This is a genomic window from uncultured Sulfitobacter sp., assembly GCF_947500075.1.
Lineage (GTDB): Bacteria > Pseudomonadota > Alphaproteobacteria > Rhodobacterales > Rhodobacteraceae > Sulfitobacter.
In genome coordinates this window covers 132,989-153,666 of the sequence record NZ_CANMQS010000004.1, presented here as the reverse complement: position 1 = coordinate 153,666, position 20,678 = coordinate 132,989, and the positions used below count along the sequence as shown (strand labels likewise).

At 60.5% G+C, this 20,678-nt stretch carries 26 protein-coding genes; 15 read left to right on the top strand and 11 right to left on the bottom strand.

What is annotated here, in order from left to right:
* The first annotated feature begins 102 nt into the window (after positions 1–102).
* The 3 genes from Q1A91_RS13630 to deoD all read left to right on the top strand — a co-directional run bounded on the left by Q1A91_RS13630 (position 103) and on the right by deoD (position 3,316).
* Positions 103–2,070 (top strand): protein meaA, encoded by a 1,968-nt coding sequence (locus Q1A91_RS13630; protein WP_299878255.1) that lies wholly within the window; start codon positions 103–105, stop codon positions 2,068–2,070.
* A 92-nt stretch (positions 2,071–2,162) separates the two neighbouring features.
* Complete coding sequence (locus Q1A91_RS13625; protein WP_299878252.1) at positions 2,163–2,501, top strand: H-NS histone family protein; 339 nt, start codon at positions 2,163–2,165, stop codon at positions 2,499–2,501.
* A 104-nt stretch (positions 2,502–2,605) separates the two neighbouring features.
* Positions 2,606–3,316 (top strand): purine-nucleoside phosphorylase, encoded by a 711-nt coding sequence (gene deoD, locus Q1A91_RS13620; protein ID WP_299878249.1) that lies wholly within the window; start codon positions 2,606–2,608, stop codon positions 3,314–3,316.
* On the opposite strand, the gene Q1A91_RS13615 is transcribed toward deoD, so the two are convergent.
* The 10 genes from Q1A91_RS13615 to mdh form a co-directional block, all read right to left on the bottom strand.
* Entirely contained in the window at positions 3,313–4,158 is an 846-nt protein-coding gene (locus Q1A91_RS13615) for a DUF1989 domain-containing protein (protein ID WP_299878247.1), read from the bottom strand. The two genes, deoD and Q1A91_RS13615, sit on opposite strands and share 4 nt — an antisense overlap.
* Before the next feature lie 55 nt (positions 4,159–4,213).
* Positions 4,214–4,432, bottom strand: a complete 219-nt coding sequence (locus Q1A91_RS13610) for a hypothetical protein (RefSeq protein WP_299878244.1) — start codon at positions 4,430–4,432, stop codon at positions 4,214–4,216.
* Positions 4,433–4,483: 51 nt separating this feature from the next.
* Positions 4,484–5,263, bottom strand: coding sequence for a succinate dehydrogenase iron-sulfur subunit (locus Q1A91_RS13605; protein ID WP_299878241.1), 780 nt, complete (start codon positions 5,261–5,263; stop codon positions 4,484–4,486).
* A gap of 73 nt (positions 5,264–5,336) precedes the next feature.
* The gene (locus Q1A91_RS13600; RefSeq protein ID WP_299878238.1) at positions 5,337–6,149 is read right to left on the bottom strand and encodes an FkbM family methyltransferase; all 813 of its coding nucleotides are present in this window, start codon (positions 6,147–6,149) and stop codon (positions 5,337–5,339) included.
* A gap of 3 nt (positions 6,150–6,152) precedes the next feature.
* Complete coding sequence (locus Q1A91_RS13595; protein WP_299878236.1) at positions 6,153–6,482, bottom strand: hypothetical protein; 330 nt, start codon at positions 6,480–6,482, stop codon at positions 6,153–6,155.
* A 4-nt stretch (positions 6,483–6,486) separates the two neighbouring features.
* Entirely contained in the window at positions 6,487–8,292 is a 1,806-nt protein-coding gene (sdhA, locus tag Q1A91_RS13590; protein ID WP_299878233.1) for a succinate dehydrogenase flavoprotein subunit, read from the bottom strand.
* 30 nt (positions 8,293–8,322) lie between these two features.
* Positions 8,323–8,694 (bottom strand): succinate dehydrogenase, hydrophobic membrane anchor protein, encoded by a 372-nt coding sequence (gene sdhD, locus Q1A91_RS13585; protein ID WP_299878230.1) that lies wholly within the window; start codon positions 8,692–8,694, stop codon positions 8,323–8,325.
* Between the two features lie 13 nt (positions 8,695–8,707).
* The gene (gene sdhC, locus Q1A91_RS13580; protein ID WP_299878227.1) at positions 8,708–9,091 is read right to left on the bottom strand and encodes a succinate dehydrogenase, cytochrome b556 subunit; all 384 of its coding nucleotides are present in this window, start codon (positions 9,089–9,091) and stop codon (positions 8,708–8,710) included.
* Positions 9,092–9,291: 200 nt separating this feature from the next.
* Positions 9,292–9,951 carry a DUF1194 domain-containing protein gene (locus tag Q1A91_RS13575; RefSeq protein ID WP_299878224.1) on the bottom strand — a complete coding sequence of 220 codons (660 nt, stop codon included), beginning with the start codon at positions 9,949–9,951 and terminating at the stop codon, positions 9,292–9,294.
* A 269-nt stretch (positions 9,952–10,220) separates the two neighbouring features.
* Positions 10,221–11,183 carry a malate dehydrogenase gene (mdh, locus tag Q1A91_RS13570; RefSeq protein WP_299878221.1) on the bottom strand — a complete coding sequence of 321 codons (963 nt, stop codon included), beginning with the start codon at positions 11,181–11,183 and terminating at the stop codon, positions 10,221–10,223.
* 153 nt (positions 11,184–11,336) lie between these two features.
* Here mdh and Q1A91_RS13565 point away from each other — a divergent pair, with 153 nt between their 5' ends.
* Positions 11,337–12,089, top strand: coding sequence for a sulfite exporter TauE/SafE family protein (locus tag Q1A91_RS13565; RefSeq protein ID WP_299878218.1), 753 nt, complete (start codon positions 11,337–11,339; stop codon positions 12,087–12,089).
* Positions 12,090–12,165: 76 nt separating this feature from the next.
* On the opposite strand, the gene Q1A91_RS13560 is transcribed toward Q1A91_RS13565, so the two are convergent.
* Positions 12,166–12,498, bottom strand: coding sequence for a hypothetical protein (locus tag Q1A91_RS13560; protein ID WP_299878215.1), 333 nt, complete (start codon positions 12,496–12,498; stop codon positions 12,166–12,168).
* Positions 12,499–12,862: 364 nt separating this feature from the next.
* Between Q1A91_RS13560 and Q1A91_RS13555 the strand changes: the two genes are divergently transcribed.
* The 11 genes from Q1A91_RS13555 to sucD all read left to right on the top strand — a co-directional run bounded on the left by Q1A91_RS13555 (position 12,863) and on the right by sucD (position 20,588).
* The gene (locus tag Q1A91_RS13555) at positions 12,863–13,720 is read left to right on the top strand and encodes a CoA ester lyase (RefSeq protein ID WP_299878212.1); all 858 of its coding nucleotides are present in this window, start codon (positions 12,863–12,865) and stop codon (positions 13,718–13,720) included.
* Between the two features lie 4 nt (positions 13,721–13,724).
* Complete coding sequence (locus tag Q1A91_RS13550; protein WP_299878209.1) at positions 13,725–14,282, top strand: NnrU family protein; 558 nt, start codon at positions 13,725–13,727, stop codon at positions 14,280–14,282.
* 9 nt (positions 14,283–14,291) lie between these two features.
* A complete protein-coding gene (locus Q1A91_RS13545) occupies positions 14,292–14,495 on the top strand; it encodes a DUF1737 domain-containing protein (RefSeq protein ID WP_299878206.1) in 204 nt (67 codons plus the stop codon).
* Positions 14,495–15,526 carry a MaoC family dehydratase gene (locus Q1A91_RS13540; RefSeq protein WP_299878203.1) on the top strand — a complete coding sequence of 344 codons (1,032 nt, stop codon included), beginning with the start codon at positions 14,495–14,497 and terminating at the stop codon, positions 15,524–15,526. The genes Q1A91_RS13545 and Q1A91_RS13540 overlap by 1 nt, the downstream gene beginning before the upstream one ends.
* Before the next feature lie 117 nt (positions 15,527–15,643).
* Positions 15,644–16,084 (top strand): universal stress protein, encoded by a 441-nt coding sequence (locus Q1A91_RS13535; RefSeq protein ID WP_299878200.1) that lies wholly within the window; start codon positions 15,644–15,646, stop codon positions 16,082–16,084.
* A 72-nt stretch (positions 16,085–16,156) separates the two neighbouring features.
* Positions 16,157–16,885 (top strand): DUF4344 domain-containing metallopeptidase, encoded by a 729-nt coding sequence (locus Q1A91_RS13530; RefSeq protein ID WP_299878198.1) that lies wholly within the window; start codon positions 16,157–16,159, stop codon positions 16,883–16,885.
* 185 nt (positions 16,886–17,070) lie between these two features.
* Positions 17,071–18,264, top strand: a complete 1,194-nt coding sequence (gene sucC / locus Q1A91_RS13525) for an ADP-forming succinate--CoA ligase subunit beta (RefSeq protein WP_299878195.1) — start codon at positions 17,071–17,073, stop codon at positions 18,262–18,264.
* 11 nt (positions 18,265–18,275) lie between these two features.
* Positions 18,276–18,893: a hypothetical protein gene (locus tag Q1A91_RS13520; protein WP_299878192.1), complete on the top strand. Its 618-nt coding sequence runs from the start codon at positions 18,276–18,278 to the stop codon at positions 18,891–18,893.
* Between the two features lie 68 nt (positions 18,894–18,961).
* The gene (locus Q1A91_RS13515; protein ID WP_299878189.1) at positions 18,962–19,438 is read left to right on the top strand and encodes a hypothetical protein; all 477 of its coding nucleotides are present in this window, start codon (positions 18,962–18,964) and stop codon (positions 19,436–19,438) included.
* 19 nt (positions 19,439–19,457) lie between these two features.
* Positions 19,458–19,670: a hypothetical protein gene (locus Q1A91_RS13510; RefSeq protein WP_299878186.1), complete on the top strand. Its 213-nt coding sequence runs from the start codon at positions 19,458–19,460 to the stop codon at positions 19,668–19,670.
* A gap of 33 nt (positions 19,671–19,703) precedes the next feature.
* Positions 19,704–20,588 (top strand): succinate--CoA ligase subunit alpha, encoded by an 885-nt coding sequence (gene sucD / locus Q1A91_RS13505; RefSeq protein WP_299878183.1) that lies wholly within the window; start codon positions 19,704–19,706, stop codon positions 20,586–20,588.
* The last annotated feature ends 90 nt before the right edge of the window (positions 20,589–20,678 follow it).

Sequence of the window (20,678 nt, the reverse complement as noted above, 5' to 3'; positions counted from 1 at the left end):
ATCGTCAGGATGCCGCGTTGCAGCGAATTGACACTTGCATAAAGTTTCGCCTAAAAACGCCAAAACGAAATATTGTTACGCAACCGATTCATGGAGAGCCCGATGTCCCAGCCAAACAAAGACCGCCCCTGGTTGATCCGGACCTATGCGGGCCACTCCACCGCTGAGGCGTCGAATGCGCTCTATCGTTCGAACCTTGCCAAGGGGCAGACCGGGCTTTCCGTGGCCTTCGATCTGCCCACGCAGACAGGGTACGACAGTGATCACGTGCTGGCGCGGGGCGAAGTGGGCAAGGTTGGCGTGCCGGTCAGCCATCTGGGCGACATGCGGATGCTGTTCAAGGACATCCCGCTGGAGCAGATGAACACGTCCATGACGATCAACGCCACGGCACCCTGGCTGCTGTCCCTGTATATCGCTGTGGCCGAAGAACAGGGCGCGGATGTGTCTGCCCTGCAAGGCACGGTGCAGAATGATCTGATCAAGGAATACCTCAGCCGGGGGACCTATATCTGCCCGCCCGCCCCGTCGCTCAAGATGATCGCGGATGTGGCGGAGTATTGTTATACCTCCGTGCCGAAATGGAATCCGATGAACGTCTGTTCCTATCACCTGCAAGAGGCCGGTGCGACGCCGGAGCAGGAATTGGCCTTTGCGCTGGCGACCGCAACCGCCGTTCTGGATCAATTGCGCCCGCGCGTGGATGAAAAGGATTTCCCGGCGCTGGTGGGCCGCATCTCGTTCTTTGTGAACGCGGGTATTCGATTTGTGACCGAGATGTGCAAAATGCGCGCCTTTGTCGATCTCTGGGACGAGATTTGCGCAGAACGGTATGGCGTAGAAGATCCCAAGTACCGCCGTTTCCGCTATGGCGTGCAGGTCAATTCATTGGGCCTGACCGAACAGCAGCCGGAAAACAACGTCTACCGCATCCTGATTGAAATGCTGGCTGTCACCCTGTCGAAAAAGGCCCGCGCCCGCGCCGTGCAATTGCCCGCGTGGAATGAAGCGCTCGGCCTGCCGCGCCCCTGGGATCAACAGTGGTCGATGCGCATGCAGCAAATTCTGGCCTATGAAACGGACCTGCTGGAATTCGATGATCTGTTTGATGGCAACCCGGCGGTTGATGCCAAGGTCGAGGAATTGAAAGAAGGCGCGCGCGCGGAATTGGCCCTGCTGGATGGCATGGGCGGCGCAATTGACGCGATTGACTATATGAAAGGCCGTCTGGTTGAGAGCAATTCGGACCGGCTGGGCCGTATTGAGGCGGGGGAAACCGTCGTGGTTGGCGTGAATAAATGGCAACAGGGCGAACCATCACCGCTGATGACCGGGGATGGGGGCATCATGGTCGTGGATCCCGCCGTGGAAGCGGAACAGATTGACCGTTTGAATGCCTGGCGGGCGGAGCGGAACGAGGCTGACGTCAAAGCAGCACTTGCCGATTTGCGTGCGGCCGCCGCCGACGGGCGCAATGTCATGCCAGCATCAATCGTGGCTGCGAAAGTGGGCGTCACAACCGGTGAATGGGCAGCGCAGATGCGCGCCGTGCACGGCGAATACCGCGGCCCGACAGGCGTTGGCAAAGGCCAGTCCAACAAGACCGAAGGATTGGACGAATTGCGCGACGCGGTTGATATGGTCAGCGACAAGCTGGGCCGCCGTTTGAAATTCCTTGTCGGCAAACCCGGTCTTGATGGACATTCCAACGGCGCCGAACAAATCGCTGTGCGCGCGCGTGATTGCGGGATGGATATCGCCTATGAGGGAATTCGCCTGACGCCTGCCGAGATTGTTGAAGCAGCCCGTCGCGATGAAGCGCATGTTGTCGGACTTTCCATTCTTTCGGGTTCTCATATACCGCTGGTTGAAGATTTGATTTCTCAAATGCGAAATGAAGGATTGGGGCATATTCCCGTAATCGTCGGTGGTATTATTCCCGATGATGACGCGGAAAGGTTGAAAGCAATGGGCGTTTCGCGCGTCTATACGCCCAAGGATTTTGAGTTGAATACAATCATGCAGGATATTGTAACGCTCGCTGATCCCGCTGCGGTTGCGGCGGAATAGGACGTAAACCAAACTACTTCTACAAACCTGTTTAAAACGGATTCTTTTTCTTGTAAGGGCCATTCAATGGCACCGGAAGAGGAGGTAATCCATTGACCCAAGATCTTAAATCAATGTCTGCAAAAGAGCTGGAAAAGCTGCTGTCAGACGTCAAGAAAGCACTGTTAAATGTGCAGGCGCGCGACCGCCGTCAGGCCCGCAAAGCTGCCGAAAGAGCAGCTGCTGAGTTTGGCTTTTCCCTTGAGGATTTGTCGGATGAAAAGCCCAAGGCAAAGGCAAAACGCGTGGCCAAAAAACCCACGAAGAAATCAAAGCCGCAATTTGCCAACCCGGATGACAAAGCGATTACCTGGACGGGTAAGGGCCGTCAGCCGAATTGGTATCGCGCAGCGGTTGAAAAAGGTGTTTCACCCGATACGATGCGTATTTGAATAAAATACTGGTATTCAATTACACGTTCGAAGAGGCGGGTCTCTATTGACCCGCCAATTCAATCCTTCCCGTCACACGCCCCCAAACCGCAGCGGAGTTTTCCATGACAGTACATATCGGCGCAAAGCCCGGTGAGATTGCTGAAACCGTTTTGATGCCCGGCGATCCTTATCGCGCCAAATGGGCGGCAGAGACGTTTTTGGAAGACGCGCAACTGGTGAACAACGTGCGCGGCATGCTTGGCTTCACCGGCACATGGCGCGGCAATCGGGTGAGCATTCAGGGCTCGGGCATGGGGATGCCGTCCCTGTCCATTTACGCCAATGAACTCATCAGCGAATACGGCGCGCAGACGCTTATTCGCATTGGCTCCTGCGGCGGCATGCAGAAACATGTCGGCATTCGGGATGTGATCATTGCGATGACAGCCACGACCATCACCTCGCCGTCCTCGGGCATCTTTAGAGAAGTGAACTATGCGCCCTGTGCCGACTGGTCGCTGTTGAAAGCCGCCGTTGCTGCGGCGGAGGCCAAAGGCACCACCACCCATGTCGGCGGGATCTATTCCTCTGACGTCTTTTATGCCGAACGCCCTGATCTGGATGAGCAGATGGTCCGCCATGGCATTCTGGGTGTTGAGATGGAAGCAGCGGAGCTTTATACGCTTGCCGCCCGCCATGGGCGCCGCGCACTGGCCGTGCTGACCGTCTCCGACCACTTGCAGACCGGTGAAGCCCTGCCGTCAGAGGACCGTGAGCGGACCTTTGGCGACATGGTTGAAATCGCCCTTCAGGCCGCTTTCCCTGACGCTTAACGTCCGTGTGTGCCGTCATAGCCATTGGCGGCAGGTGGCACCCATCCGTCCAACGCACCGCCCTCGGGTTTGAACACCTCCACCAGCAGGGGGTGACAGGCCGCCGCGTCTGACGAATGCTCGGACGAACAATCGCCGCCCGGACAGGCGCTGAGCGCGCCCAGCAGATCGACCTCGGCAAAGAACTCGATGTAATCTCCGGGGCGGACGGGGCTCGCCTTCATGAAGTATTGCCCTGTGTCGCGGGTGAACCCTGTGCACATGAAGACGTTCAGCACATCATGGACATGGGGCTCCGCTTGCGCCAACGGCACGCCCAGATGGTCCGCCAAAGCGCGGGTCAGGTTGGAGTGACAGCAATGATGGTAGTGCCCGCCTTTGAGCAGATTATGCGTGTAGGGATCACAGCGGGTGCCGATCACGTCATGGACCGACCCGCCATAGCGGTCGATCCCGTACCAGCCCAGCGTGTCGTGGGTGATCGTCGCCATGGGCCGCAGATGCGGAAAAGCGGACCACATCTGCTGGCCCGTGGTCAGATGGGTGCCATGCAGGGCGCGGGTTTTGCCGGTGTAGAACCGCTCGCTCAGATCATCCGCGTGCCACAGGTTCAAATCGCCCACCTGCGGCCCTTCGACGGAAACGATCCGAAAGAAATGACCCGCAGGCACATGGAATGTCGCCGCATCCCGCGGGGCCACCAGAACCTCTTCGGTCTTGGTCAGCCGGTCCCGCGCGCGGGTGTAGAGCCCCATGTCAGGCTGCGGCAGGGTCTCCACGGGGTAACAGATCACCGGCGGCACATCGCGGCGGGTTTCGGCATCTTCGGGACGTGTGGTCATTGGCGGCTCCTTTGCCTGAGCAAAGTGGCGGAGCGTTGGCGCGCTGTAAAGCGGGTCAGAGCTTGCTTGCCCCACCCTGCCCCGACATGCAGCGGTCCGGTATGCCGGTGCTGCGGAACGCTTCCGCGCCGCAGGTGATACAGTTGTACTTGATCAGCGCGCCTTTGCTGCCCGCGCGGTCTTCGCGCCAACGGCATGCCCGCGTGCCCGTATTGCGGCGGGCATAGATGGCGACAACCACCACAGCGATGATGAAAGCGATCAGTAGCGGCATCATGACCTCCGCCACCGCCCCGAGGCACCGGGCACGGTGGCACCTTCGGCATCAAACGGTGCGTTCGACCATCAGCTTCTTGATCTGGGCAATCGCTTGTGCGGGGTTCAGACCTTTCGGGCAGGTCTTGGCACAGTTCATGATCGTGTGGCAGCGATAGAGCTTGAAGGGGTCTTCCAGATCATCCAGCCGCTCGCCTGTGGCTTCATCGCGGCTGTCAATGATCCAGCGGTAGGCATGCAGCAATGCCGCTGGCCCGAGGTAGCGATCCCCGTTCCACCAGTAGCTGGGGCAGGAGGTGGAGCAGCAGGCGCACATGATACACTCATAGAGCCCATCCAGCTTCTCACGATCATCGGTGGATTGCTTCCATTCCTTCGCAGGTGCGGGCGTATCCGTTTCCAGCCAGGGCTGGATGCTGGCGTGCTGGGCGTAGAAATGCGTCAGATCCGGGATCAGGTCCTTGATCACCGGCATATGCGGCAGCGGATAGATTTTCACCGCGCCCTTCACTTCAGCCACGCCATAGGTACAGGCCAGCGTGTTGATCCCGTCGATGTTCATCGCACAAGACCCGCAAATCCCTTCGCGGCAGGACCGGCGGAAGGTCAGCGTCGGGTCGATCTCATTCTTGATCTTGATCAGACCGTCGAGGATCATCGGCCCGCAGCTGTCCATATCGACGAAATAGGTGTCGATGGAGGGGTTTTTGCCATCATCAGGGTTCCAGCGGTAGATCTGGAATTCCTTGAGATTGGTCGCGCCCTCCGGCTTCGGCCATGTCTTGCCCCGCGTCATGCGAGAGTTCTTGGGGAGCGTCAGCTGTACCATTTCGCGTCTCCTGTGTTGGTGGCGATGCGCCACCTGTCCCATTTACGACCCCCGGCTAAGGGGCCTTGTTTCGTTACGCTCCACCCGTCCGGGTAAAGAGCGTGTTTCCATCGGCTTCCAACGTCACGTCAAAGCCCAGATCCAGTATCTTCGCCACAAGATCGACCTCCCAGTCGGCCTTGTGTACGGTCTCAATCAGCATCGCATCGGGCAGCCAACCGCCTGCGTCCAACAGCGGGCCAAGGGCTGCGACTTCTGCCCCCTCTACGTCGATCTTCAGCACGGACAGATCATGGCCCTGTGCTTCAGCAACAAAGTCCATCAGGGGCCGGATCGGCACCAACGTGCCGCCATCCCGCATCCGCGGCCGGATCGGCATCAGCGAAGCCTGCCCGAAATTGCGCGAGCGGAAGTTCAGTATCGCTTCACCCGAAGCCGCACCCAGCGCACATCCCTCGACCCGGATCACATCACCCAGCCCGTTCAGCGTGATGTTGTGGCCCAGACGGCCAATCATCGCCGGGTTCGGCTCAAACGCCACAACGCGGCTGCCTTCTCCGGCAGCCAGCCCCAGCGGCACGGCAAAGGCGCCGCAATTGGCCCCGATGTCCAGCACAAAGGCGTTGCGCCCTTCGATCAATTCGACCAGCGCCATGAGCGAAGCCATTTCAGGTGGTTGACCATCCAGCCAGATGCGCCTGTCGGTGTAATTGTCGCGCGGATCGACATAGAGCCGCACCCCCGCAAACTCCACCACGCCCGGTGGCAGGATCGGGACCAGTTTCTGGCGCGTCGGTTTGTCCGCATCCTGAAACACCGCGCGCAGGGCGGCGGCATTCGCCTCCGGGTCAATCGGTGTGGTATGCGACATGGCCAGCGCGGTCATTGGTCAGATCAACCCGCTGCTCAAGGCGTTGGATTGCAGGCATTGCACCGTTTCAGGGCGCGACAACACGTTACGCACCGTGGTGACGGTGTTTTCATCCACGCCAACGATGGAGGCGCGGGCGAACTCCTGGATTTCCACGGCCTTTGCGTTGTCGATCACGCAATCGGTGAAGGGTGTGATCAGTTCCTTGGGCACCTGCGGGAACCGGGTGGCCAGCGTCTGCGCCACCACACCCTTGGCCCCTTGCCGCGCCGTATTGTCGACGGCCTGCTGCACTTCCACACAGCCCGTGAGCATCAGCGCGCCACAGATCAAACCCACAAAGCGCATCAGATCAATACACCCGTGCCTTGGGGGCAATCTTTTTCAGGTCGATGCCGCCTTCGTTGTGGCTGGTCAGTGGCTTGAGGTGCACGCCACGGAAGCCCAATGAGGCTTCGTTGCCTTTGAACCAGATCAGGCTGTGCTTGCGCCAGTTCTCATCGTCGCGGTCCGGGTAATCCTCATGCGCATGTGCGCCGCGGCTTTCCTTGCGGGCCGCCGCTGCGGTGATTGTCGCGACCGCATTGGGCATCAGGTTGGTCAGTTCCAGCGTCTCCATCAGATCGGAGTTCCACACCAGTGAGGTGTCGGTGACGCTCAGATCATCGAGCTTGCCTGCCACATCGACCATCTTCTCCCGGCCTTCTTCCAGCGTCTTGTCGGTGCGGAAGACGGCGGCATCGGCCTGCATGGTCTGCTGCATCTCAAGGCGCAGTTCGGCAGTGGGCACGTGGCCCTTGGCATAGCGCAAACCGTCAAAGCGGCTGAACGCAGCTTCGATGGAACGCTTGCTTGGCGTCGGCACAGGGGCTTCGGCGTCCACCACATCCTTCGCGCGGATCGCCGCGGCCCTGCCGAAGACGACAAGGTCGATGAGGGAGTTTGATCCCAGACGGTTCGCCCCATGCACAGAAGCGCAACCCGCCTCCCCCACAGCCATCAGACCGGGCGAGACATTGTCGGGGTTGTCCTTGGTCGGGGCAAGCACCTCACCCCAATAGTTCGTCGGAATGCCGCCCATGTTGTAGTGCACGGTCGGCAGAACCGGGATCGGTTCCTTGGTCAGATCCACCCCCGCGAAGATGCGCGCGGATTCAGAAATCCCCGGCAGGCGCAGGTCCAGCGTTTCTGGCGGCAGGTGGTTGAGGTGCAGGTGGATGTGATCCCCCTTGTCCCCCACACCGCGCCCTTCGCGGATTTCCATCGTCATGCAGCGGCTGACAACATCGCGTGACGCAAGGTCCTTGTAGGTCGGCGCATAGCGCTCCATGAACCGCTCGCCTTCGGAGTTGGTGAGGTATCCGCCCTCACCCCGCGCGCCTTCGGTGATCAGGCAGCCCGCACCATAGATACCCGTCGGGTGGAACTGCACGAATTCCATGTCCTGCAACGGCAGGCCCGCGCGGGCGGTCATGCCGCCACCGTCGCCGGTGCAGGTATGCGCAGAAGTGGCCGAGAAATACGCACGGCCATAGCCACCCGTCGCCAGCACCACCATCTTGGCGCTGAAGAGGTGCATGGTGCCGTCATCCAGTTTCCAGCAGAGCACGCCCTGACAAACGCCGTCCTCAGACATGATCAGATCAATCGCGAAGTATTCGATAAAGAACTCCGCCTTCTGCTTGAGGCTTTGGCCATAAAGCGTGTGCAGGATCGCGTGACCGGTCCGGTCCGCCGCGGCACAGGTCCGCTGCACGGGGGGGCCTTCGCCAAATTCGGTGGTGTGGCCGCCGAAAGGACGCTGGTAAATCTTGCCTTCTTCGGTGCGAGAGAACGGCACGCCATAATGTTCCAGCTCATAGACCGCCTTGGGGGCTTCGCGGGCGAGGTATTCCATCGCATCCGTGTCACCCAGCCAATCCGAGCCTTTCACCGTGTCGTACATGTGCCACTGCCAGTTGTCGGGGCCCATGTTGCTCAAACTGGCGGCGATGCCGCCCTGTGCCGCAACCGTGTGCGAGCGGGTCGGAAACACCTTCGAGATACAGGCGGTGCGCAACCCCTGCTCTGCCATGCCCAGCGTGGCGCGCAGACCTGCGCCGCCTGCACCAACAACAACCACGTCATATTCGTGGGTTTCATACTCATATGCGGCCATATTTACTCTCCCCGTGGGAATGAATGGTAGTTAGAGCGCCAGGCGCGCGATGGCAAAAACGCCAATTGCCGCAGCACCATAGCTCAGACAGGTCATCAGGATGATCGCGACCTTGTTGGCAGTGCCGTGCACATAGTCCTCGATCAGTGTCTGCACACCGTCATTGAAGTGTTTGAACCCCACCACCAGCGTCAATGCCGCGACAATCGCAGGCCAGGGACGGCTGTAGTAGGCGAGGATTTCCTCATAGGTCCCGCCCAGCGCAGGGCCAAAGGTAAAAACGAAAAGCGGGATCAGGATCAGCAGCGCAACGGAGCTGACCTTCATCGACCAGAAATGTGCGGTGCCCGTCTTTGCGGAGCCAAGCCCGAGGGCGCGTTTGCGGTCTGTCAGATATGCCATGTGTCAGCCCCCCTTATACAATCAGCGCGGTGAGGATGGTCAACACAACCGACCCGCCAATGCAGGCCCAGCCGAGTTTCTCTGCCGTGGGGATGTCCATCGCGATGGCGTTGTCCCAGATCAGGTGCCGGATGCCTGCCAGCGTATGATACCAAAGACCAAGGACAGAGAAGAACATGATCAGATCGCCAAACCAGCTGGTGACGAAACCATTGACCGCGTTGAAATACCCCTCCGACGTGGCGGCGGCGAGGAACCACCAGACGATCAGCAGGGCGGCGATCAACATCGCGTTGCCGGTGATCCGCGTCAGGATGGATGTCATTGAGGTCAGCTGCGGGCGGTAGATCGTCAAATGCGGTGACAAGGGGCGGTTACCCCGATTCACATCGGCCATACTTAGGGTCCTTTGGCTACGCGTTGCTACACGGGCGTTTCGTCTGTTGGCTGGGTACAAGTGATACCACTTTTTCCAGCCATGTCACGGGCCGCACCTGTGCGCAGGCGCGGTTTGTTGGCGCATCTGTGCAGAAAATATCATCAATTGGCAAGAACCGGCCTGCTTGTGATCACAGGGCTTTCTGGCGTGATCACAAATCAGCGAAATGTCAGCGCGCTGAGCTGCTTTGTGGTTTCGCGCTGCAATTTCCGTCTGATTTTATCGGGATAGTCTTCAAAGCCATTTGCCGTAACCACAAAGGCGCCTTCCCCATGGATGAGATTTTCAAAGAAATAGCCGGTCAGGTCGGTGTCATCCGTTTCAATCGCCAATGCGTTCACAATGATACCCTGGGCAGACAAGGCGGCGCGTTGCGTTTGTGGCTCAGCCCCTTCGTTCGACAGGCCATCGCCGGACACATCAATCACTTTGCGCCCGCAGGGGACGGCGTTTAACAGGTCAATTGACAGCGCAAGCGCTTCCCCGATGGCCGTGGAATAGTTGCGCCAGATGCGCGGGTCCGCCGCGATCGCATCCGACAGATCCGCCACATCCTGCGCCGAGGTGATGGCGGTCCAGGGCACCGTCTGGATTTGGCGGGACAGGCCGGACCACTGCACTAATGTCACCCGCGCCTGCTGCGACATCAGGGCTTCGGTGACGATCCCGTCGCGCAGCGCTGCTGCCAGCCCATCCATCTGCACCCGGTATTCATGCCGGTCAACAGAGCCGGACACATCAACCGCCAGCACCAGCGCCAGATCGCATGCAAACACACGGCTGGGCAAAAGGCAGATCAAAAGGGCAAACAGGCGCATGGGGGCAGCCTAGCGCATCTTTGTCACAGCCTGCATCAGTTTAAGGCTGTGGACAGGGTAGAAGTCACCGTCTTGTGTAAGTTTGGGTGATGGCAAGGCAGGCGCATCATCCTGGGCGGCCCGCGTGGGGCCTGGGCTGCGCTGGGATATTTAAGGCCAAAAAGAGGGGCCACGGCGGTGGGCAAACGAGGCCGACGTGGATGTGGAGGCCATGGAAAAAGGCGCGCCCGGCAAGGGACGCGCCTGCGTTCATCGGTCTGAAAAGGGGATCAGCTGAGGCTGCCGTCGATGCCCTTGCAGGCTTCCACCAGACCTTTGACCGCCTTGACAGAGTTGTCGAACATGGACTGCTCATCCTTGTTCATGGAAATTTCCACAACCCTTTCGATCCCGCCGGCACCGATCACCGTCGGCACACCGACATAGAATCCGTTCAAACCATAGGCACCGTCCACATAGGCCGCACAGGGCAACACGCGTTTCTGGTCCTTGAGGTAGCTTTCCGCCATCTCAATCGCTGAGGTTGCGGGGGCATAGAAGGCCGAACCGGTTTTCAACAGGCCCACAATCTCCGCCCCGCCATCACGGGTACGCTGCACGATGGCGTCCAGTTTTTCCTGGCTGGTCCAGCCCATTTTCACCAGATCGGGCAGCGGGATACCTGCAACGGTGGAATACCGCACCAGCGGCACCATCGTGTCACCATGGCCACCCAGCACGAATGCGGTGACGTCTTTCATGGACACGTTGAACTCGGACGCCAGGAAATGACGGAAGCGCGCCGAATCAAGCACACCCGCCATGCCGCAGACTTTCTCATGCGGCAGGCCGGAGAATTCGCGCAGCGCCCAGACCATCGCATCCAGCGGATTGGTGATGCAGATCACAAACGCATCTGGCGCGTGTTTGGCGATGCCTTCGCCCACGGATTTCATGACTTTGAGGTTGATGCCCAGCAGGTCGTCCCGGCTCATCCCCGGTTTGCGGGCCACACCCGCCGTCACGATGCAGACGTCTGCGCCCGCGATATCTGCATAATCCTGCGTGCCCGACATGGTCGCGTCGAACTTGGCCGAGGGGCCGGATTCCGCGATGTCCAGCGCTTTGCCTTCCGGTATGCCTTCGGCAATGTCGAACAGAACAACGTCGCCCAGTTCTTTCAGCGCGGCGAGATGCGCAAGCGTGCCGCCAATCTGCCCTGCACCGATCAATGCGATCTTGGGTCTGGCCATGATTTGTCTCCATCAGAGTTACGTTGGCGCCCGGATAGCGAATTGCGGGTCAGCCTGCAAGTTGTGTGGACCGCGCAGGCCCAGAAGTGATCTGGCGGCTGGACAAGCACCGTCTGTGCCGCTCAACTGCGCGCGACTTCTGGAGGCAGCCTTGTGACGCTGGATCTGTTCTTTTTCTGCGTTGCCGGGCCAGCGGTGGTCTTTGCGGGCATTTCCAAAGGGGGATTTGGATCTGGTGCGGCTTTTGCCGCCGCCTCCATCCTGGCGGTGGTGGTGGAACCGGGGCTGGCGCTGGGGGTGATGTTGCCACTGCTGATGCTGATCGACGCCTCCTCGCTCAAACCCTACTGGGGCAAATGGTCTTTGCCTGATGTCAAACTGTTGGCCCTGGGCGGCATTCCGGGCGTGGCGCTGGGTGCCGCGCTCTACACGGTGGCCTCTCCGGATGTCTTTCGGGTGCTGATCGGGGGCGTGTCTGTGGCGTTTGTCCTGTGGCAGCTTGCACAGGCTTCAGGGGTGTTGCGCATGGCCGCGCGGCGGATGCCGGATTGGGCGGGGCCGCTTGTGGGCGTCACTGTGGGCTTCACCACCTTTGTCAGCCATGCCGGCGGGCCGCCTGCCGCGCTGTTCCTGCTGACCCGTGGCCTCAGCAAGACGCAGTATCAGGCCAGCACGGTCTTGCTGTTCTGGCTGCTGAACATCGTGAAATTCGTGCCTTACGCCTTTTTGGGCATGTTCACCGCGCAGACGTTCATGGCGAATCTGGTGCTGGCGCCCTTTGCGCTGATTGGCACGTGGCTGGGCGTGCGCGCCCATGCGCTGGTGCCGGAGCGGCTGTTCTTCGGGCTGACCTACGTGTTGCTGATGGTCACGGGGACCAAGCTGATCTGGGACGGGCTGACCTGATTGCTTTGGCCACAAACAAGAAGACGGGCCGAAGCCCGCCCTCTCTGGAGTGTTCTATGTCGGGCCGACGGGCGTTTCAGGCGTCGTTGCCATCTGCCGGAAGCACCTCTGCCACTTTCTCAAACGACTGGCCGGAGGCCACGAGGCAGGTCAGCCCGCCGGGTGCTGTCACGGTGATGGACCATGTGCCCGTCTCGTCGGAGGCAAATACCTCCACCACCGCGTTGTTGGCCCCAAGCCCAATGGATTGCCGCGTCTCGCCATAGCCTTCCGCCAGCCGTTCAACCACGGCCGCGCGCGGGGCGCAGTTGCGGCTGCCCTGGGCGTGGCCTTGGGCAGCGATGGTCATCAGAACGGCGGTGGCAGCACCAAGGGCCGTCAGGTGGAGTGTATCAATCTTGCGTTTCATGCGTTTGCCTTCGCTCAAAGGCGGCGCTCAGATCCTCTGGCCAATCCGGGATTCTCCCGGTGGGGCCTGGGCGGCCTTGGTTACTCATAGGCTGCACGCCCGAACCGCATTATCGGCGGCCTGCCGATCCGGTCCTCCCCAAGGGATGCAACGTCAGCAAATGTGCAGCGCAGGGTTGAAATAAAGGTTAATCAACCGCGCGCAGGCCTGTTGCATTTGAAATTTGCTGCAACGCGGCACGATTTGCCTTGAACTTTTCAGCCAGAAATGCACCTGTGCGCGCAACTTTATGTCGCCGGTATACCATTGTTCACAGGGCGTACCGGCCCGCCATCTGCTTTGAGAGCCTAAGGAGGCTGAGTTTATGTCAAAGATCTCCCGACCGCTGCGGTCCGCCTTGTACATTCCGGGATCCAAACCACGGGCGCTGGACAAGGCGCGCACATTGGCCTGTGACGCAATCCTGTTTGACCTTGAGGATGCCGTGACCCCTGATGAAAAAGTCACCGCCCGCGCAACGCTGGCAGAGGCGCTGGAGACAGGGGGATACGGTGCGCGGCTTCGGGTGATCCGGATCAACGGGCTTGATACCGCCTGGGGTGCAGAGGACGCGGCAGCCGCTGTGGCAATGCAACCGGACGCGGTGCTGCTGCCCAAGGTCAGCACGCCGCAAGATCTTGATGCGCTTGCAGAAATCACCGGTGATCTGCCGCTTTGGGCGATGATGGAGACCCCCGCAGGCATGCTGAACGCCCCGGCAATCGCCGCGCATCCGCTGCTGCAAACCCTGGTGATGGGCACCAACGATCTGGCCAAGGACCTGCAAACCCGCTTCCGCCCGGACCGTCTGCCGCTGATGTCGGGTTTGGGGCTGTGCGTGCTGGCAGCAAAGGCGCATGGCTGCGCGATCATTGATGGTGTCTACAACGCCTTCAAGGACGACGAAGGGCTGCGCGCCGAATGTGAACAGGGGCGCGACATGGGCTTTGATGGCAAAACCCTGATCCACCCTGCGCAGCTTGAGGTTGCCAATACGGCTTTCTCCCCTTCCGGCGAAGAAGCCGAGACCGCCCGCCGCCAGATCGCGGCCTTTGAGGAAGCCGAAGCCGCAGGTCAGGGCGTGGCGGTTGTGGATGGCAAAATCGTGGAAAACCTGCATGTTGAAACCGCACGCGAAACACTGGCAAAAGTAGAGGCAATCGCAGCCCTCTCATCGGAGTAGCCCCATGTTCATGCTCATCCTCGGTCTGATCCTCTGGATCGGTGCACATTATTTCAAGCGTCTGGCACCAGACGCGCGGGCGCGACTGGGTGATCCGGGCAAAGGCCTTGTGGCCCTGCTGATTGTCGCATCGCTGGTCCTGATGATCCTGGGCTACCGGGCGGCGGATTTCATCTCTGTCTGGTATCCGCCCAGCTTCATGGTGCACATCAACAACCTGCTGATGTTGCTGGCACTTTGGGTCTATGGCTCCTCCGCGGCCAAGGGCGCAAAGGCCTGGCCTGCCTATAAAACCCGCCACCCGCAATTGCTGGGCTTCAAGATCTGGGCCTTCGCGCATCTGCTGGTGAATGGCGATCTGGCGTCGATCATTCTGTTCGGCGGGTTGCTGGGCTGGGCTGTGGTCAGCGTGATCCTGATCAACCGGGCAGAGCCTGACTGGACCCCGCCTGCGCCTGCGGGCCGCGCCACCTACATCCGCCTTGCGGTGATCAGCCTCGTGCTTTTTGCCGTGATCACGGGCATCCACATCTGGCTCGGCGTCTCTCCGTTCCCGTCATAAGGACACCCCATGATACTCTACCGTTTCCTGTCAGAAGAGGACACCTCCGCCTTCTGCCACAAAGTGACTGACGCGCTGAACAAGGGCTGGCAGTTGCACGGCACGCCCACGCAGACGTGGGATCATGCGGCAGGTGTGATGCGCTGCGGACAGGCCGTCACCAAAGAGGTTGAGGGCACCTACACACCCGAGACAAAGCTGGGGGCACATTGATGGCCAAGACCAACGCCGGACGTTTCTTTGAAGACTACACCGTGGGTGAAACCATCCGCCACGCCGTCCCGCGCACCGTGAAGATGGGCGAACGCGCGCTTTATCACATGCTCTATCCGGCGCGCCATGCGCTCTATTCCTCGGACCAGTTTGCGCAAAGCTGCGGCCTGCCGTTCAGCCCGCTGGACGATATGATCGCCTTTCATGTGGTGTTCGGCAAAACCGTGCCGGATGTGTCGCTGAACGCGGTGGCCAATCTGGGGTACGCGCAGGGCCGATGGCTGGCGCCGGTCTGGCCCGGTGACACCCTGCGCAGCCAGTCTGAAGTCATTGGTTTGAAACAGAACTCCAACGGCCGCACGGGTGTCGTATACGTCCGCACCACGGGGCTGAACCAACATGACGAAGCCGTGCTGGAATACGTCCGCTGGGTGATGGTGCGCAAACGCGACACCGATGCACCCGCGCCGGAAATCGTTGTGCCCGACCTGCCCAAGGCCCTGAGCGCAGATGAATTGGTGATCCCCAAAGGCCTCGATTTCACCGATTACGACTTCACCCTGGCCGGAGAGCCGCACAGCTGGGGCGACTACGCGGTCGGAGAGAAGATCGACCACGTCGATGGTGTCACCATCGAAGAAGCCGAACACATGATGGCCACGCGGCTGTGGCAGAACACCGCGAAAGTGCATTTTGACACCTCCGCCCGCCCGGACGGCTCGCGGCTGATCTATGGCGGGCATGTGATCTCCATGGCGCGGGCGCTGTCGTTCAACGGGCTGGCCAATGCGCAGATGGTGGTGGGCCTGAACGGTGGGGCGCATGCGAACCCGTGTCTGGCGGGCGATACAGTGCGCGCATGGTCCGAGGTGCTGGACAAGGCCGAGACCGCCGCGCCCGGCGTCGGCGCCCTGCGGCTGCGCCTTGTTGCCACCAAGGGCGGAGCGGCGTTCGCCCTGCGTGGCGAGGATGGCAAATACCTGCCCGAAGTGCTGCTGGATCTGGACTACTGGGCGCTTGTGCCGCTCTGATCCCAGGCAACCTCCAAGTATATCAGGCTGAACTCCGCTCTGCGTTGATCCCCGTCAACGCATACCTGTTGGCCGAATGCTACGTTCTCCCCATTCAATCGAGGAGGATGAAACGACATGTTTAACACAATCCTGTTGGCCTATGACGGCTCTGACCACGCCCAGAATGCGCTCAAGACAGCGGCAGGTCTGGCCAAGACCCACGGGGCGGCCTTGCATCTGGTGCACACCCCCCAGATCGACACGCCCCATATCGTCATCGGTGCTTTCGTAAGCCAGATCGAGCATCCTCCCACAGCCGATCAGATCGAAGAGGCAGGCAAACACATCACCGACAAGGCCGTGAGCGAAGCCAAAGCCGAAGGCGTCGAAGTGACAGAGGTCCACATCAGCAATGACAGCCCCGCCCCCTTCATTCTGGCCACGGCGGAGAAGACCGGCGCGGATCTGATTGTTCTGGGTCGACGCGGGCTTGGCGCGGTTGGGGCACTGGCCTTGGGATCGGTCAGCCAGGCGGTTGCGCACAGTGCGAAATGCGCTTGCCTGACAGTGGTTTAAGCACGCCTGCATGGACCAAAGACCCGTTCAGCGATATGCTCTGCCCGACTTTCCATCGGGAGGAGCAGTGTTGTGCCATTCTCAAAGACCCTTCCGGCGCTGTTGCTTGCAGCCGCGCTGCTCCCCGCACCTGCGCGGGCGCAGGACGACGCCGAAACTGCCTATGTCGTCTCCAACCTGCTGTCGGTGTTTTATCACGAGCTTGGCCATGCCCTGATCGACGTGGCTGCTCTGCCCGTCTTCGGTCAGGAAGAAGATGCCGCCGACACCGCCTCCATCCTGCTGATCGACGCCATTTTTGAAGAGGAAACCGCCAGTGAGATCGCCCTCGACGCCGCCCTCGGCTTTGCGGCCGAAGCGGAACTGGTGGGGGATGACGTCCCGTTCTGGTCGGAGCATGGAGCGGACATGCAGCGGTATTTCAATCTGGTTTGCCTGTTTTATGGCGCGGATCCTGAGCAGCGCGTTGATTTTGCACAGGATCTTGGCCTTCCCGATGAACGGGCTGAAACCTGCCCGGACGAATTTGATCTGGCCTTGGCCAGTTGGGGTCCGGTGCTGGATGCACTGGTCGATACGGGCGGCGGGGACACCATCGCACTGGACATTGAAGGCGCGGGTCTGACCCAGGATGTGATCGGGGAGGAGGTACGCGCCCTCAATGCCGAAATGCGGCTGCCTGCGGCGATCACCGTCGCGGTCGAAAGCTGTGGGGAGGCGAACGGTTTTTACGATCCCGACGATCGGCGCATTACAATTTGCACTGAATTTGAGGTGCATTTGCGCGAAATTGCGCCCTGATTCCTCAGCAAACACAGCGATTCGGGCTTTCCTGTGCACATTTGTGATCACACTTTTTTGACGTGTGATCACAAATGTCGCTTTTATCTGGCGAAACGAAAATCCTTGGGCCAAGGATGTTCAGAACGATGTAGCGTCGGGCGTATATCACGACCGAACAGAACCAGATACGGGACCGTTTCCACATGAACATCCACGAATACCAAGCCAAAGCCCTTTTGCGCAGCTACGGGGCTCCCGTCTCGGACGGCCGCGTTGTCCTCAAGGCGGAAGATGCCAAGAACGCCGCAGGCGAGATGGACGGCCCCCTGTGGGTGGTGAAGGCGCAAATCCACGCAGGCGGACGGGGTAAAGGCAAGTTCAAGGAAGCAGACGCTGGCGATGCAGGCGGTGTGCGCCTCGCCAAATCCGTCGAAGAGGCGTCGCAGGAAGCCAAGAAGATGCTCGGCCGCACACTGGTCACCCACCAGACCGGGCCCGCAGGCAAACAGGTCAACCGCATCTATATCGAAGACGGCTCCGGCATTGAGACAGAACTCTATCTGGCGCTGCTGGTGGATCGTCAGACGTCCCGCGTGAGCTTTGTCTGCTCCACCGAAGGCGGCATGGACATTGAAGAGGTCGCCGCCTCCACTCCTGAAAAAATCCTCAGCTTCTCCGTCGATCCGGCAACGGGCTATCAGGCGTTCCACGGCCGCCGCATCGCCTTTGCGCTGGGTCTGGAAGGCAAGCAGGTCAAACAATGCGTGGGCCTGATGGGGCTGCTGTACAAAGCCTTCATGGAAAAAGACATGGAGATGCTTGAGATCAACCCACTGATCGTCACGGACGGCGGTGATCTGAAAGTGCTCGACGCCAAAGTGGCTTTCGATGGCAACGCGATCTACCGCCACGCCGATATCGCGGAACTGCGCGACACCACCGAAGAAGACCCCAAGGAGCTGGAAGCCTCCAAGTACGACCTCAACTACATCGCACTGGATGGTGAGATCGGCTGCATGGTCAACGGTGCGGGTCTGGCGATGGCAACGATGGACATCATCAAACTCTACGGGGCGGAGCCTGCCAACTTCCTCGACGTGGGCGGCGGCGCGACCAAGGAAAAGGTGACGGAAGCGTTCAAGATCATCACCTCCGACCCGCAGGTCAAAGGCATTCTGGTGAACATCTTCGGCGGCATCATGCGCTGTGACGTGATCGCCGAAGGCGTTGTTGCTGCCGTGAAAGAAGTCGGCTTGCAGGTGCCGCTGGTCGTGCGTCTGGAAGGGACGAACGTGCAGCAGGGCAAGGACATCATCAACAATTCGGATGTGGATGTGATTGCCGCGGATGATCTGAAGGATGGTGCGCAGAAGATTGTGGCGGCGGTTAAGGGGTGAGAACCAAGGCCATGACGACATGGTATGGGCTGTTGCGCACGGGGACGCAGGCGACCGCACTGGGACTGGCAGGCCTAATGGCACTGCCCACGCCTGCTGCCGCCACGCAGATCCAACGCGAAACAATCGTGGAACTCTGGACCACTTTCTTTGAGATTTGTGGGCCTGTTGCCTCCGACCCTTTGGGCACGATCGCGAACCCAACAGTGCTGGATGGGTATAGCCACACACTCGTGGTGCAAAACGAAGCCGGAAACCGGGTTTTTGTCTCGCATGTAGCGAATGATGACGGTCTGGGCATTGCCTCTGAATACAGCGTGCTCAATACCGGGCAGATGGCGGCGCTGGATTGCACCGTCAGCTACAACGTGCAAGCGAACCTTGACGTCGCTCAAGTTCGCGAAGTGGCGCGCAGCCTGATTGAGGCGGAAGGCACCATGAAACTGGTCGGCGGCCCAAACCGCATCCAGACCGCCAGTGGTTTCTTCAGTCAGGGCGGGCTGGAAAATGTCTCCGACAGTTTTATCATCGAAGGCGCAGTTCCCGGTACAGACCTTGCGGTGGTCGCTAATTTTGAGACGGTGACATTCCTTTTCGCCATCGTCGGCAGCATGGAGTTGCCTTCGTGATTGCGCAGGTCTTCTTTGCCCTGATCCGTAGGATGGGTGCTTGCACCCATCTCCCCCGCGCAAGATGGGTGCAAGCACCCATCCTACTTGCCCTGCTCTGCGGCCCTGCCGCCGCCAACACGCACCCTGCCATCGACGCGTTCAACACATGGTGCTTCAAAGCAGGCCAGACCGAGACGCAGGCCCGCTCAAACATGAACGCCGATACCGCCCCCTTCACGCTGACCTTCTGGGACGACAGTCTTGAGCCGCGCCCCGCAGATGCACCGCGCGGGGTCGAGCGGCGCTGCGAAGTGGCCTTCGACGGCGATCACACTGAAACTGCCATCACCGCCCTGCGGGCACAGATGGCCACGCCTCCCGTCTTCGGCACCGGCATCCCGCTGCCTGATACGCACAAAGCCACCGCGACCACCGCCCTGATCGAAGGCCGCGCACTGCTGCGGGGCCGCGTCGCGGTGGTGCATGTGGGCACCCGCAATAACAACACCGAAACCTTTATGGCTGTGGACCGGCTCTATGCCGGGCTGGGCCTGCCAAACTGACAACAAGGGACACTTTACCATGACCTTCCTGCGCGCCTCTTCCGCTCTTGCCTTCACGCTCACCCTCGCAGCCTGCGGTGGCGGTGAGGTGCCCGTGCGCGATGGCCCGCAAGCCGTCCATCCCAGTCCCTCCACCTTGGCACAGGGCACCGCAACACCCGCCTGCCACAGCCACAGCGGTGAAGGCTGCCATGGCCACGCCCATGACGGCTCCGCCCCGATCATCGACTAACTGAACACCTGAATATCAAAGGAGACGCCACCCATGGCCGTACTCGTAGACGAAAACACCAAAGTCATCTGTCAGGGCCTCACCGGCTCCCAAGGGACGTTCCACACCGAACAGGCGATTGCCTATGGCACCAAGATGGTCGGCGGCGTGACGCCCGGCAAGGGCGGTCAGACGCATCTGGACCTGCCGGTCTTCAACTCCGTGCATGAGGCGCGCCATGTGACGGGGGCCAATGCCTCCGTGATCTACGTGCCGCCCCCCTTCGCGGCGGATTCGATCCTTGAAGCGATTGATGCCGAAATGGAACTGATCGTCTGCATCACCGAGGGCATCCCGGTGCTGGACATGATGAAGGTGCAGCGCAGCCTTGAGGGGTCCAAATCCCGCCTCGTCGGCCCCAACTGCCCCGGCGTGATCACGCCCGACGCCTGCAAAATCGGCATCATGCCCGGCCATATCCACAAGCGCGGCTCCTGCGGCGTGGTCTCCCGCTCCGGCACGCTGACCTATGAGGCGGTGAAGCAGACGACCGATCTGGGCTACGGCCAATCCTCCGCCGTGGGCATCGGCGGCGATCCCATCAAAGGGACTGAACACATCGACGTGCTGGAAATGTTCCTCGCCGATGATGAGACGCAGTCGATCATCATGATCGGTGAGATTGGTGGTTCGGCTGAAGAAGAAGCCGCCCAGTTCCTTGCTGACGAGCGCAAGAAAGGCCGCTGGAAGCCCACCGCTGGCTTCATCGCCGGCCGCACGGCCCCTCCGGGCCGCCGCATGGGCCACGCTGGCGCGATTGTTGCCGGCGGCAAAGGTGGTGCCGAGGACAAGATCGAAGCCATGCGCGCCGCTGGCATTGTGGTGGCCGAGAGCCCCGCGACGCTGGGTGAAGCGGTGAAGGAAGCGATTGAAGGCTAATGCCAAAGGTCGGCTCATACGCTCAAAGGGTATCCTCTGACCGCGGGTGGGGGAGTATCCCCCGCCTGTGGGGGCGGTCGGGGGATGCCC

Bases quoted from the DNA above. Each gene is read 5' to 3' on its own strand.
- Q1A91_RS13630 (WP_299878255.1), top strand. From the start codon at position 103: ATGTCCCAGCCAAACAAAGACCGCCCCTGGTTGATCCGGACCTATGCG.
- deoD (WP_299878249.1), top strand. From the start codon at position 2,606: ATGACAGTACATATCGGCGCAAAGCCCGGTGAGATTGCTGAAACCGTT.
- Q1A91_RS13615 (WP_299878247.1), bottom strand. From the start codon at position 4,158: ATGACCACACGTCCCGAAGATGCCGAAACCCGCCGCGATGTGCCGCCG.
- Q1A91_RS13610 (WP_299878244.1), bottom strand. From the start codon at position 4,432: ATGCCGCTACTGATCGCTTTCATCATCGCTGTGGTGGTTGTCGCCATC.
- Q1A91_RS13605 (WP_299878241.1), bottom strand. From the start codon at position 5,263: ATGGTACAGCTGACGCTCCCCAAGAACTCTCGCATGACGCGGGGCAAG.
- Q1A91_RS13600 (WP_299878238.1), bottom strand. From the start codon at position 6,149: ATGACCGCGCTGGCCATGTCGCATACCACACCGATTGACCCGGAGGCG.
- Q1A91_RS13595 (WP_299878236.1), bottom strand. From the start codon at position 6,482: ATGCGCTTTGTGGGTTTGATCTGTGGCGCGCTGATGCTCACGGGCTGT.
- sdhA (WP_299878233.1), bottom strand. From the start codon at position 8,292: ATGGCCGCATATGAGTATGAAACCCACGAATATGACGTGGTTGTTGTT.
- sdhD (WP_299878230.1), bottom strand. From the start codon at position 8,694: ATGGCATATCTGACAGACCGCAAACGCGCCCTCGGGCTTGGCTCCGCA.
- sdhC (WP_299878227.1), bottom strand. From the start codon at position 9,091: ATGGCCGATGTGAATCGGGGTAACCGCCCCTTGTCACCGCATTTGACG.
- Q1A91_RS13575 (WP_299878224.1), bottom strand. From the start codon at position 9,951: ATGCGCCTGTTTGCCCTTTTGATCTGCCTTTTGCCCAGCCGTGTGTTT.
- mdh (WP_299878221.1), bottom strand. From the start codon at position 11,183: ATGGCCAGACCCAAGATCGCATTGATCGGTGCAGGGCAGATTGGCGGC.
- Q1A91_RS13560 (WP_299878215.1), bottom strand. From the start codon at position 12,498: ATGAAACGCAAGATTGATACACTCCACCTGACGGCCCTTGGTGCTGCC.
- Q1A91_RS13555 (WP_299878212.1), top strand. From the start codon at position 12,863: ATGTCAAAGATCTCCCGACCGCTGCGGTCCGCCTTGTACATTCCGGGA.
- Q1A91_RS13550 (WP_299878209.1), top strand. From the start codon at position 13,725: ATGTTCATGCTCATCCTCGGTCTGATCCTCTGGATCGGTGCACATTAT.
- Q1A91_RS13545 (WP_299878206.1), top strand. From the start codon at position 14,292: ATGATACTCTACCGTTTCCTGTCAGAAGAGGACACCTCCGCCTTCTGC.
- Q1A91_RS13540 (WP_299878203.1), top strand. From the start codon at position 14,495: ATGGCCAAGACCAACGCCGGACGTTTCTTTGAAGACTACACCGTGGGT.
- Q1A91_RS13535 (WP_299878200.1), top strand. From the start codon at position 15,644: ATGTTTAACACAATCCTGTTGGCCTATGACGGCTCTGACCACGCCCAG.
- sucC (WP_299878195.1), top strand. From the start codon at position 17,071: ATGAACATCCACGAATACCAAGCCAAAGCCCTTTTGCGCAGCTACGGG.
- Q1A91_RS13520 (WP_299878192.1), top strand. From the start codon at position 18,276: ATGACGACATGGTATGGGCTGTTGCGCACGGGGACGCAGGCGACCGCA.
- Q1A91_RS13510 (WP_299878186.1), top strand. From the start codon at position 19,458: ATGACCTTCCTGCGCGCCTCTTCCGCTCTTGCCTTCACGCTCACCCTC.
- sucD (WP_299878183.1), top strand. From the start codon at position 19,704: ATGGCCGTACTCGTAGACGAAAACACCAAAGTCATCTGTCAGGGCCTC.